Source organism: Streptomyces sp. NPDC006516 (genome assembly GCF_040611875.1).
Taxonomy (GTDB): Bacteria; Actinomycetota; Actinomycetes; order Streptomycetales; family Streptomycetaceae; genus Streptomyces.
This window is the reverse complement of sequence record NZ_JBEXPD010000019.1, coordinates 16545-28502: the sequence shown is the minus strand read 5'-3', so window position 1 is coordinate 28502 and position 11958 is coordinate 16545. Positions and strand designations below refer to the sequence as shown.

At 69.4% G+C, this 11958-nt stretch carries 9 protein-coding genes and 1 CRISPR repeat array; all 9 genes read right to left on the bottom strand.

The annotated features are described in order from the left end of the window. Positions 1-46 precede the first annotated feature (46 nt). The 9 genes from ABZY45_RS32530 to cas3 all read right to left on the bottom strand — a co-directional run bounded on the left by ABZY45_RS32530 (position 47) and on the right by cas3 (position 11626). Positions 47-841: a helix-turn-helix transcriptional regulator gene (locus tag ABZY45_RS32530; RefSeq protein ID WP_356745855.1), complete on the bottom strand. Its 795-nt coding sequence runs from the start codon at positions 839-841 to the stop codon at positions 47-49. Between the two features lie 167 nt (positions 842-1008). Further along, positions 1009-2313: a CRISPR direct-repeat array (repeat unit 29 nt; unit sequence GGGACCATCCCCGCACGCGCGGGGAGCAC). Positions 2314-2407: 94 nt separating this feature from the next. Then, complete coding sequence (gene cas2e / locus ABZY45_RS32525) at positions 2408-2758, bottom strand: type I-E CRISPR-associated endoribonuclease Cas2e (protein WP_356745854.1); 351 nt, start codon at positions 2756-2758, stop codon at positions 2408-2410. Next, positions 2755-3732, bottom strand: coding sequence for a type I-E CRISPR-associated endonuclease Cas1e (gene cas1e, locus ABZY45_RS32520; RefSeq protein WP_356745853.1), 978 nt, complete (start codon positions 3730-3732; stop codon positions 2755-2757). Before cas1e ends, cas2e begins: the two co-directional genes overlap by 4 nt. A gap of 4 nt (positions 3733-3736) precedes the next feature. Next, positions 3737-4504, bottom strand: a complete 768-nt coding sequence (gene cas6e, locus ABZY45_RS32515; RefSeq protein ID WP_356745852.1) for a type I-E CRISPR-associated protein Cas6/Cse3/CasE — start codon at positions 4502-4504, stop codon at positions 3737-3739. After that, a complete protein-coding gene (gene cas5e, locus ABZY45_RS32510) occupies positions 4504-5226 on the bottom strand; it encodes a type I-E CRISPR-associated protein Cas5/CasD (RefSeq protein WP_356745851.1) in 723 nt (240 codons plus the stop codon). The genes cas6e and cas5e overlap by 1 nt, the downstream gene beginning before the upstream one ends. Then, entirely contained in the window at positions 5223-6416 is a 1194-nt protein-coding gene (gene cas7e, locus ABZY45_RS32505) for a type I-E CRISPR-associated protein Cas7/Cse4/CasC (RefSeq protein ID WP_356745850.1), read from the bottom strand. Before cas7e ends, cas5e begins: the two co-directional genes overlap by 4 nt. After that, on the bottom strand, positions 6413-7111 hold the full coding sequence (gene casB, locus ABZY45_RS32500) for a type I-E CRISPR-associated protein Cse2/CasB (protein ID WP_356745849.1): 699 nt from the start codon (positions 7109-7111) through the stop codon (positions 6413-6415). Before casB ends, cas7e begins: the two co-directional genes overlap by 4 nt. Beyond that, positions 7108-8823: a type I-E CRISPR-associated protein Cse1/CasA gene (casA, locus tag ABZY45_RS32495; RefSeq protein ID WP_356745848.1), complete on the bottom strand. Its 1716-nt coding sequence runs from the start codon at positions 8821-8823 to the stop codon at positions 7108-7110. The genes casB and casA overlap by 4 nt, the downstream gene beginning before the upstream one ends. After that, positions 8816-11626, bottom strand: a complete 2811-nt coding sequence (cas3, locus tag ABZY45_RS32490; RefSeq protein WP_356745847.1) for a CRISPR-associated helicase Cas3' — start codon at positions 11624-11626, stop codon at positions 8816-8818. Before cas3 ends, casA begins: the two co-directional genes overlap by 8 nt. Positions 11627-11958: the final 332 nt, after the last annotated feature.

The following is an 11958-nucleotide window of genomic DNA, read 5'->3' as shown; positions in this document are numbered from 1 at the left end:
TCGCGAAGGGTTTACGTGCTGGTTGCGGACGAGAGCCCGTCAGGTATCAGGACCCGGGCAGGTTGAGGATGTACTCCCTCGTGGAGTCCCCGCGCATGGAGCGCACCAGCTTGGCGACGTGCTCTGCCTGGCCGGCGGAGAGACGCCGCGCCTCCCACAGCAGAACTGCAGCGTCCACCGCTTCCGGGGCCGGAGGCGGTGGCACCTCATGCAGATAGATGCCCGTGAGCGCGGCCAGTTCTCGGGCGTTGGCCCCCAGCAGCGCTGCGAAATCCGTCACCAAGCGGGGCGTCAGCTCCTTGCGACCGTTGCCGATCACCCCGTAAGTGGCCGCCGACAGGTATGTGGGCGTCACCACCGCCAGGAGCTGCGCCATGCCCATCCAGCTCAGATTGCGGTACTGGAGCATGCGGATGGCCCAACCGCCCGGACCGGCATGGGATGCGAGCCGTTTCGCGGTGAAGAGGGAAGGTCGTTCCTCCTGCGGCATTGAGCGGATGAGCTGCAGGAGTTCACGCCGCTCGGCAGAGGAAAGGTGAACCGCATCCATCACGATGTCCGGTGCCCACCGCCCGGCTGCGGCGTCCAACGGCGCCATATCGTCCGGGACCGCCAGCCCCGCAAGGATGAACAGATCGACGGCATGGAAACCCACGGCAGGCGCGATACGCCGGAGCCGCCCCTCGCCAGGGGCCTCCCCCGCGAGCACCGCTCGGACCTCGCTTGCCGTCAATCCGGCCCGACTGGCCAGCTCCTGCACACTGAGTCCTCTGTGGTCCAGCAACCGTGCCAGCATCACGCCGAAACCGGGGTGCCCCGTCGTGCCCGCAGCCTCACTCATTTGTTGATTGAACAGGTACGGCACCGAAGGGAACAAGGCGTCATCACGTCCGAGCTTCGTATGGAGCGCTCCTGCGGGGTGCGCTGCTGCGGGAGGAGCGGGCCAAGAGGCAGGTGGCGGTTCATGACCAGCTTGCCCTCAGCGATAGTCCCGCCGGGACCGGCGTCGGCGATCCCCGCACGCGCGGGGAGCACATGAGCTGACCGTAAAGGTGCGGCTCAGAACGGGACCATCCCCGCGCGCGGGGAGCACGACACCGCCGATCTCAAGGTGATGGGTGGGGCGGGACCATCCCCGCACGCGCGGGGAGCACTGGCGCGGGCGGTCGCGGCGGGCTTGCTACCGGGGACCATCCCCGCACGCGCGGGGAGCACGAAGACGAGATCGCCGGGCCGCATTTCGCCGGGGGACCATCCCCGCACGCGCGGGGAGCAAAGTACGCCGGCACCCGCCTGGAACGCCAGGAGGGACCATCCCCGCACGCGCGGGGAGCACGGTCTCCCAGCGGGCCCCGGGGCGGGGCGTGTGGGACCATCCCCGCACGCGCGGGGAGCACCCGTACACACCCTCACCCGTGGACGACATGCTGGGACCATCCCCGCACGCGCGGGGAGCACGGCGTCCTGTGCGGTGTCGCGGTGCACACCGAGGGACCATCCCCGCACGCGCGGGGAGCACTCCTGATAGAGGTGCGCGTGCTGCTCCTTGATGGGACCATCCCCGCACGCGCGGGGAGCACATCCGTCCTCGGGGGAAACGTCCACGCTGTTCCGGGACCATCCCCGCACGCGCGGGGAGCACATCATGGGTGACCCGTACCCCGGAAAAGTGAAGGGACCATCCCCGCACGCGCGGGGAGCACGGCGGCTTCCGGTACAGCGACAACCCGAACTGGGGACCATCCCCGCACGCGCGGGGAGCACGCGGATGCTCCGCCCCGCCACGTCTCCGTGGCGGGACCATCCCCGCACGCGCGGGGAGCACGTGCTGCTCACTCTGGACGACGCTCTTCCCAGGGGACCATCCCCGCACGCGCGGGGAGCACCGACTCCTACCGGGCCGCCTACTACGGCTCGGTGGACCATCCCCGCACGCGCGGGGAGCACGAGCAGTTGCTGTCGTCCCGGCCCACCACAGAGGGACCATCCCCGCACGCGCGGGGAGCACTTCTGGTACCCGTTGCCATCGTGGTACGTGGCGGGACCATCCCCGCACGCGCGGGGAGCACAACGGCGCTTCAAGCAGTGCTTGGAGTGCTGAGGGACCATCCCCGCACGCGCGGGGAGCACCGGCGTGCCGTCCGACTTCGTGAGCCGCGCGTGGGACCATCCCCGCACGCGCGGGGAGCACGCCGCACAGATCGCCGAGTGGTTCTCCGGCCCGGGACCATCCCCGCACGCGCGGGGAGCACAGGGGGTGCAAGTCACCCCACTCCGCCCGGTCGGGACCATCCCCGCACGCGCGGGGAGCACTCTTCCTGACCTGCACTGTTGTTACGCCTGACTGCTGTTTTGAAGCAGTTTCATCGAAACCGGCATAGCGCATGAAATAGACACGTTACCGCCACTACCCCCGCCCGAACCGTCGACGCTTTGCTGCATTGCTCCACCCCTTCTTCTGCGTCGGCGCCGTGGGCGCGCCTTCCCGGTTCGGGCGACGGATCAAGGTCAGGCCCTCGTGGTCCACTGGGTGCCACGCGTGGTCGTGTGTGCGGAAGGTGAAGCCCTGCTCGTTGTTCGTGGTGTGGGCGAGCAAGGCTCGGCCCTGGTCGGCGTACTCCTGGACCTCTTTCCACAGCAGGTCACGGACCCGTGCGGACGGGTTGCCGATGAACACGCCGGCGGAGATCTCGAGCAGCCAGCGCGTGAGGAAGCCGCGCAGACCGGCGGGGCAGTTGGTGAGGACGATGACGGTCACCAGCTCGTCTCCAGGTCGTCGTAGTCCTGTCCTCCGCCGTAGTTGCGGCCGGCGGCCACCGCCTGGCCGCCATCACTCTGCAACGTGACCACATCGGGGGCCTCGTTCGAGGCGGTGCCCGCCGTGGCCTCATCGGGCAGGAGGAGCCGCTTGATGTCCCCTACGCAGCGGTCCAGCAGAGACGTCTCGTTGATGCGGTCCCGCAGCGCGCGGCGTGTGCGCGGGCCGACGTCTTCCTCCTCCTCGGCGGCGATGTCGAAGGCGAGCGGGATGCCGATCTCGGTCTTGTACAGATCGGCGATGTCCAGAACGAATGACAGCTCGTGGCCGGAGTGCACGAACCCCAGAGCTGGGCTGCAGCCAAGAGAGGCGACGACCGCATGGGCGATGCCGTACATGCACTGCGCGGCCGCTGTGACGGCCTGGTTCACCGCGTCGCCGCTGCCGAAATCGCCCGGGGTGTACCGGCGGCCGCGCCACGGCACACCCGTACGGGCCGACTGGGCGCGGTAGCAGTCCTTGACGCGTCGGCCTTCGCGGCCGAGAAGCTCGTGGCGCGTCAGACCGCTGGGGTCCTCGTCGGGAAAGCGCAGGCGGTACATCGCGCGGGCCACACCGAGCCTGCTGCGCACGTTCGCCCACTGCACGGCCTGGGCCTCCGCGAGAGCGGACGAGCGCGTCAGTGCCCGCCCGCCTGCGTAGTACCGCACGCCTTGTTCGCCGACCCAGCACACAGCGGCTCCGGTCTCGCCGAGGACGCTCATCGCCTGGTGCGTGATACGGGTGCCCGGGCCGAGGAGCAGGGTGCCGATGGTGGCGGAGGGGATGTGGGTGGTGCCTTCGGCGTCCTCGGCTGTGATGGCGTTCGCGTCGCGGTGTACCACGCAGCGCTCGAGGTAGATGAAGGACGATCGTTCCCTGGTGCGGGTGAGTTGTCGTGGAGTGAGGGCCGCACGGCGGGAGACCGTCGTCATCGGCTCACCCTGCTGTACCGAGAGGTGCGAGGGTGAGCAGGCCGCAGCCGTACGCCTTCGCCTTGCCGATTCCCTGGCGCATGGCCCGGCGCAGCAGCTCGGGGTCGGTGATCTCGAGCCGCCCGTCGAAGGTCACGGTGACCAGGCTGACCGGTGCCGTACGGGGCGCCGCGCCACGGGACTTGTCGAAGGAAAGGGCACGTTTGTCGTGGACCGTCAGTTCGTAGCGGTCGCCGTGGTGGGGCTGGCCCGTGCTGGTGGTGCCGCCGGGCAGCAGCCGACGGTCGTCGGGCTTCTCGAGGACACGGAATCCGCATGCTTTCTGTCGCTGCAGGAGCCAGCCCATCTGATGTACGGGGGTGACGTGCGCCGTGCGCTTGGTGGGCTCGCCGTCCTTGCGACGGATGTGGTGGATGGGATTGGCCGTCAGCCTGAAGGCCCACTGGCCGCCTATGGCGAGCCGGTCGAGGAACGGGCCGTAGGGGCGGCTCTCCCAGCCCGGTGCGGAGTGCGTGGAGGCCATCGGCCAGCCCGCCTGCTCGACGAGGTGGGTCATGTCCGGCCGGTCGGGGCTGACCACGTAGAGCATGACCTCGGCGCGGCCGGTGTGGTCCAGACGCCACAGGACACGCGGACCGTCCGGAGGAGGTACGTCGCTGGGCAGCAGCGCCGGGAAGGAGGACATGACAGCCGCGTGCAGGACCTGCGGGGACGACAGCAGCCTGCGGGCGCCGGGGCGCGCGGTGTTCACGCGGAAGCGGGTGAGGAACATCAGGCGCTCTCTTCCGTGAGGGCGTCGAACGGGTCGTGCCGGGGCAGCCGCCGGGCAGACGGGTCGGTGACGCGCACGCTGTCGCTGATGACGGCGCGGAGGGCATGCCGCCGGTGCTCGGCGGCGTAGCTGATCGGCTGGTCGCGGAAGGTGTCGGCGAACTCCGCCTCCTCGGCGTCAGCCTCGCGGAGCACGGTCAGTTCGATGTCCGACCGGCCGCGGTGCTGCCTGCGGTACCAGGCGGACGCCTGCCAGGGGACCTCGCCCAGCACCTCCATCAAGGAGGCGCCGTCGTGGAGTGCGAGGTCGACGGGCTGGGCCGGAGGGCAGGAGCGCCGGCCCAGGAACGGTGCGTACACCGGGTTACGCAGCGCGGCATGGAGGCCGGCAAGGAGCGTGGGGTCGCCCTCGACGGCGGCGACGAAGACGGCGTCGGCCAGGTAGAAGCGCTCCGACAGAGGCATCGACTTGCCGCTGGCGCTGTGGTGTGCGGTTTGGAAGTCGCGTACGCGCGTACCTGGCTGGTCGATCCGGACGGCGAAGCGGAGGGCTGCCAGCGGGGCGAGGCCTGCGTCGTCGCCCCGCTCGATGCCCGCTGCCGCGGCGAGAACACCGATGACCGCGCTTTTGGTGGGAGCGGATTCGGTGGTGCGCCGGGTGAAGCGCGCGGAGGCCCCCCACGACTGCAGAGGGCCCGCGAGCCGCAGGCTGAGCACGCTCATGCGGGCTTCTCCAGGCGCTCTGCGACGGCCTTGCCGACAGCGGTGACGAGCTCACCGATGTTCTGTGCCTCGGTGCCGATCCCGGCGAGCTTCGCGGTGTTCGGGCCGACGCGCAGCACCCACGTGAGGGTGGTGTCCTCATCGCCGTACGCGCGCTCGATGTCGGGAATGAACTCCGCGAGGCGCTCCGACGCCTCGCGGACGAAGCCCCCCTGGTCGCCACGGACCGGCTCTTCGAAGGCGGCGACGAAGCTGACGGGACGGGTGGTGCGGAGCTTGACGACCACGGCGTCCGGCAGCGTGTGGTGCCCGAACGTGTTGATCTTTCCGGTGGGAAGCGACGCGGTGAAGCCGTGTACGAAGGCCTCCACCGCCCGGCGCACCGGGGTGGTGACCGGCTCGTCCTCGCGGAGTCCTTCACCGAGGTTCGCGGCGAGCTGGTGCACGCCGAGTGCCGCATAGCGGTAGAGCGTCGACGAGTTGAAGTCGATGGTGCCGATCATGCCGGCGCCGGTCTCCTCGTCAGTGTTCTCGTCGTCGACCGCGGTGTAGTAGTCGGACTCGTTCTCGACGCGGTGGACGCTGATGGCATGGGCGACCTGGACGGCGGCGTCTACGTTGAAGTCGGCCGAGTCGGCAACCATCCGTCCGAAGAGGGCGATGTCGACGGAGTGGTGGGTGTCCGCGATCTCCTTGGCCTGGTCCTTCGTCTTCTTGTCCTTGAGATGGGCCGTGATGTTGTCGGCGCCGTCCACGGCCAGCCGGGCCAGGCCGTCCAGCTGACGCCTGCTGAGGAAGACGAGGTATTTGGCCTCGGGTGCGGGCTCGGGCTCCCCGTCCTTGGCGGCGGTGGCCTTGCGCTTGGGCACCTCCGTCTTGAGGCCGGCGGCCTTCACCGTCTCGTCGGCGATCCGCAGGGCGGCCTCACCGTCGATCGCGGGATCCAGGGCCGTGATCCGTTCGGCCACTGCCTCCACGATCTTCTTCGTTCGCACCCCTAGCTCGCTCGCGTCCAGCAGGTGCTCGTCGGAGAAGTAGGTGCGGGCTGCCCGCTTCCAGGCCTGGCTGGAGACCCGAGCGCGAGGCACTCCCCCGTACACCGCGGTCTTCGGAGCGCCGGTGTCGTCACGGTTGAGATTGCTCGGCGGGACGGTCTGCAGGGCGTGTACGTCGAGGAAGATGCGGTTCACGAGGCGTCCTTGTCGGTGTCCGTGGTGCGGGTGGTCTCGTCGTCGGCCGGAGCCGGGGCGGAAGCTCCTGCTTTTTCGTTGTCCTTGTCGTGCCACGCGTGGAAGGAACGGCCCCACTCACGGCGCACGACGTCGGCGCCACCGGGCCGCTGCCAGGTGTAGAGCTGTCCGGCGAGCAGGGCGTAGTCGAGAGGGATGCCTTCACGGCGCAGCAGTACGACGATGTCGCGCAGCCGCTGGGCGAGATTGGTCAGGTCGGGGGCCGTACCGGCGCGGACCAGGCGCTTGCGCAACGGCTCGTCGATCTCGCCGGGCTTCATCATGCGGCGCACAGCGGTTCCGAGCCCTCGCCGGCTGTCACGTCGGTCGGCCTGGTGCATGCCTGTCGGCCGGGACTGCTGGTGCAGGGCCCACAGGGTGAGAGCCACGTGCAGCGCGTCCTCGGCGCGTACGAGATCGCTCTCGCCCACTGGCCTCGCACCCTCCGGCGGCGTGTGCAGGGGGCCCGTGTCGATGAGGCTCCACAGGTCGGGGAGCTGACCGGCTTCCCGGCCCGCGCCCCGGCGCAGTCTTGCCAGAGCAGCCACGTCCCGTGACTGGTCGGCGAGATAGCCGCGCTGCAGGGGTGCCAGGTGGTCTGCGGCGAGCTGGACGACCTGCTCGCGCGGGGTGGGCGGTGCGGTGACGGTGGTCATGCCAGTGCCTTCACGGTGGTCTCGGAGTCCGGATGGTCATCGGTTTCCGGGCTCTCAGCGGAGCCCGGGAGAGTGCCTGGCGAGTCGTTGGGCTCCCCCAAGCCCTTGGCCAGGGCGACACGGAACCACTTGTAGGCCAGTGCGGAGTTCAGCCACTCGGTGCCCTTCTTCGTCTCGACGACTCGCCCCTGCCACGCCCCCTCCCCCGCTGCCGCCGTGAGCCGGTCACCGATCGCTACAGCGGCCTCGTGCACCTGCCGCTGCCAGGCCATGCGCTGCTCGTACGGATCGTCGGCCCGGGCCAGCTCCCGGAGCCAGGTCCGGTAGGGAGCCTCAAGAAGGCCGTAGGCGTGGTCCCTGGCCGTGGAACGCGGCCCGTCCGTCTCGGTGCCGGCGGCACGGGCCAGGTTCGTGGCGAGGTCGCCGATGGCGTAGACGGCACGGTCGGCGTCCTCGACCGCGGCGATGGCCTGCTCTGCGTAACGGCGGTCCTGCTGGTGGAGGAGGACGACGGCCATGGAGACGGAGTCGTCGACGATCTCGTCGATCACGGACTGCTGGGTGCCGTACTTCGGACCGATGACGCGCGCCCGCACGAGGAACCCGCGATCGAGGAGCCCCTCCGACACGAGGCGGGCCACCCACTCCAGCACCTGGGGGCGAAGGTAGGCGGGGGCGTCCGCACCCTGCCCGGACGCGGAGGTGTCAGCGATGAGGGAGGCGATCCCCCGCCATGCAGCCCGTTCCGGGTCGTGGTCGCGAGGGAGGTAGACGAGGCTCTCCCGCAGCTTCTTCTCCTGCGCCTTGCTGCGCCTCCAGGCCGTCATCGGTTCGCGGCTGTGCTGGTTGCGCGGGCTGAGCGGATCGCCGTAACCGAGGACGACTCCGTGTACACCCCGCTCGTCGAAATGCAGACGCAGACGACGCGTCTGCCACGTGTACAGGTCACGCACACCGCTGGGCGCGCGCTCGGCTCCGCCCGGACCACAGGGATCGCGCCGCCAGGTTGGCGCATCCTGCTCGTCGATCCGTACGCCCGTGGTGTCGGCGGCCACGAGATTCAGTAGCAACGTCTCGCGCAGGGTGGGGCGTTCCACGAAGACCCCGCCGAGGTTGCCTGCCCAGCCGACGCCGAGGGGGTAGACCTTCCCGCCCTTGGCGCGCTTGTCGCCCTCGACGCCCGTCTTGATGCCGGAGGTGTCGAACGCGTGCGCATGGACAACCCAGCGGGCCGCTTCGGCGAAGGTGAGGCGCTCGACCGTAGGCATCCTGGCGCTGAAGAACGGATCCCCGTTGGGGACGTCCGCCACGATGCGGTTGAGGGAGAACACCTCGTCCTTCGCCGTCCGCAGGCCGGCGGTCTGGAAGAACGGTGCGGCGGTGTCCAGCAGGTCGAAGCGGTCGGCGTGCGCGTCGAGATAGGCGCCCACGGGGGCGAAGCACTGCTCGTCGTTCCACAAGTCGGACCAGTCGTCGATGTCCTCGGGCCCGCCGAGCGCGTCATGGGCGACGGCGAGGAGCAGGCGTACGAGGGCGAACTCCTGGGTGGGCAGGTCCCCGACGATCCGCCGTAGCTCGGACGCCTGCTCGAACACCTGACGCAGGGAGAGCTCGTCCTGCCGGCCGTTGGTTCTGAGTACGGGGATCCATGGCTGTGTGGTCAGGTCGAAGGAGGGCGCGTCGTCGCGGTCGCTCTGGCTGCTGTCAGGCACGGGTCACCTCAAGGCCGTCGCTCTTGCTGTAGCGGAGGACGAAGCCTGCCAGGTGGGTCTGACAGTCCTCGTCGAGCGGCAGGATCAGCTGGCCCGCCAGCCAGTGACTGCCTTTCACCTGCCAGGCAGGGATGTGCAGTTCCTCAAGTTCGGAGATCGCCCGGTCCATCGTCTCGGCGTAGCTGAACTGGATCGGCAGCCGCAGTCCACAGGAAGCGGCGGTACGCGCGGCCAGCGGCGTCGGGACCTGATCGGTGGGCAACGCCAGCCCGGCCAGAGCACGGTTCCGGCGGTCGGGGGCGAGCCACGGGACCGTGGTGAGCGTGCCGTCGGCCTTCTTCCGTACGACGACGACTTCGAGGCTCTCCCGGCTGTCACGCACCTGTGCCTTGCCCTGACTGGTGTCGTCCGCGTCGCCGACGCCCGCAGTGATCCACCCGAACAGGGGCCGACCGGGGCGGGCCACTGCGCCCAGCCGGAACGTCGCCGCACGCTCGGCCTGGTCGGCGCGCATTTCCTCGTACCGGGTGCGCGCTGCTTCCATGTCCTGCGCCCAGCCCGCGGGAACCGCGGACTCTTCGGCGTAGGCGTGCTGGACCAGGGGGCTGATGTCGGACGGCAGCCGTACAGGACGCTGCGCTCCGCCGTCGAGGTTCGGCACCAGCGCGGCGGCAGACCGCAACAGGGCGTACGCCCCGTACACGGCAACCGAGCCGCGCACCGGTTCCGGCACATCGGCGGTCCAGTCGACGACACCGCTGACCAGGCAACGAGCCGTGCGGAGCCGTTCCGGACGGTCCGCCTGGTGCTCACCGCCACGCAGGTGCCGATGCAGCCGGCCCATGCGCTGGAGCAGCAGGTCCGCCGGACACAGGTCCGTGACCAGAAGATCGAAGTCGACGTCGAGCGACTGCTCGGCGACCTGACTGGCGACCACGATGTGCCTGGGTGGCCGGTCCTTGGCTTTCTCAGGGGGCCCGAACCGCTCAAGCAACGAGGCGTCCTTGGCTGCACGGTCGACATCGACGAAGCAGGAATGGGCGACGGTCACATCGGCTTCCCCGAACCGCTCCCGCAGGGCACGTGCCGTCTCCACCACCCGCCGTACGGTGTTGCGTACGACGAGAGCGCAGCCGCCGTCCTCGAGCTCGTCCTCCAGGCGGTCGGCGAGATGAGCCAGATCGTCGTCGATGCGCTCCAGCTCGACGTCCGCCTCGCGGCCCGAGGCCGGTGGACGCCGAAGGACAGGCGCTCCGCCGGGCGCGACTGCCGTCAGAAGCGGATAGTCCTCCGCCTGCGCAACGGCATCGAAATCGCGGGGGTCAGCCTTCTTCCTGCCTGAGTACGCCTCGACCAGCTCGCGCCGCCGGTTTGCCGGAAGGGTCGCGGAGAGGACCACCACCGGGACGCGATAGGCGCCCAGCCACGAGAGCACCCTGTCGAGATAGACGCTCATGTAGGTGTCGTAGGCGTGCGCCTCGTCGATGACGATCACCTTGCCGGCGACCGCGAGGTGTCGCAGGGCCAGATGGCGGCTCTTCAGCCCGGCGAACAGCAGTTGGTCGATCGTGCCTGCCACGAACGACGACAGCATGGCCTTCTTCCGGCCGCGTAGCCATGTGTGCGCGACGAACTCGGCGGAGGCTGACCGCTTGCGACTTGAAGGCCGCGACTCCTCTGTGTCGCCTGCGGCATCGAGATCGACCGCCTTGACCTGTCCGTGGTCCATGAGGTCGGTGAAGTCGTCGTTCAGCGCGGACTTGGAGTGGGCCAACAGCACTGAGTGGCGCGTGCCTTCAGGGGCAGGGAGTCGCTCGAGCCAGTCCAGGAGGCGGGGGAACATGGCGTTCCCCGTGGCCATCGTCGGCAGAGCGAAGAACACTCCGCCGGCACCGGAGCGCGCGGCGAGGACCTCCGCGGCGGCGAGCGCTGCTTCGGTCTTCCCCTCCCCCATGGGCGCTTCGATCACCAGGAGGCCGGGATCGTCCATCGTCCGGGCAAGATCCACGGCCGCCTCCTGGACGGGGCGAACCTTCGCGCCCGGAGGCAGCGCGAAGCGGGAGGCGAACAGCTCCTGGACATCCGCAGGCGGCTCCGCGGCACGCCATGCTGCCGGCAGATTCAGGCCTTGCCAGGCAGCTGCGGCGCGTTCCTCGCTGCTACGGCTCGCATCCTGGGGGAAGTAGGGGAACAGGTCGGGGTTGCTGGCGATCCAGTCGGAGACGATGACCAGCGCTGTGAGCACGACCTGCACGGGCTGAGGCAACTTCACCGATCGCCACGCGCTGAGCCTGTCGACTACACCGAACTCTGCCGCGCATGCTTCCAACAGTTCCAGTTGCACACGTTGCCACAACCCCCTGCTCTTGCCCGGGGTGCGCAGCAGTTCGGGGTGCCTGTCCAGGGCGGTGATCTGGCCGTGCTCGGGAGGGACTCCGTGGTGCCCGCCCACCGCGACGGTGAACTGCCCCGTCTGCGCGACGGTCCAGGCGTGCTGCTCCTCCAGCCACTCCCCCAGCAACACCTGCCCGACGAGCCCGTGCGGAGCCAACTTCCGGTCCGCGCCCATCGCCCGCTGGGAGCGCATCTCCAGACCGTCGGCTCGCATCACCTGCGCGAGCGGTTCGACCTGGCACGCGAACGCCGGCGTGGCCTTGCCGATGTCGTGCACGCCCGCCAGCCACACAGCGAGACGACGCGCGTCGTCGTGGCCCCCCGGCAACTCGGCGGCGATCAGGTCCCGTACTGACTGCGGCAGCCACTCGTCCCACAACAGGCCTGCTACCGCTGCACTGTCCTCCATGTGCCGCCACAGCGGCAGCCACCCATCGGAGTCCCGATCATGCTTGGCCCACACACGGAGCACGGGCCCGCGCAGCCTTGCTCGCAAGCCGGTGCGGGAACCCCCCTCGACTGTCATGCCAGATGGATATCTGCAATGAGGCGGGCTTCGCAGGTAAATGAAGGATCTGTGGAGAATGTGCTTCCGGTGTGGCTGTTACTGCTTCTGTCGAGGCGGGGCGCGAGTAGAGTTGATCAGTTGCTGCCGCTGAAGCGATTAGTTGGAATGTGGCCTATGTCGGTTTCTTTGAAAGTGCTCAGAAACGAGCGATGCCGACGATAGACCTGCAGGTC

Excerpts from the sequence above, each read along its gene's own strand:
- cas5e (WP_356745851.1), bottom strand. The coding sequence starts at position 5,226 with ATGAGCGTGCTCAGCCTGCGGCTCGCGGGCCCTCTGCAGTCGTGGGGG.
- casB (WP_356745849.1), bottom strand. The coding sequence starts at position 7,111 with ATGACCACCGTCACCGCACCGCCCACCCCGCGCGAGCAGGTCGTCCAG.
- cas3 (WP_356745847.1), bottom strand. The coding sequence starts at position 11,626 with ATGGAGGACAGTGCAGCGGTAGCAGGCCTGTTGTGGGACGAGTGGCTG.
- ABZY45_RS32530 (WP_356745855.1), bottom strand. The coding sequence starts at position 841 with ATGAGTGAGGCTGCGGGCACGACGGGGCACCCCGGTTTCGGCGTGATG.
- cas6e (WP_356745852.1), bottom strand. The coding sequence starts at position 4,504 with ATGTTCCTCACCCGCTTCCGCGTGAACACCGCGCGCCCCGGCGCCCGC.
- cas1e (WP_356745853.1), bottom strand. The coding sequence starts at position 3,732 with ATGACGACGGTCTCCCGCCGTGCGGCCCTCACTCCACGACAACTCACC.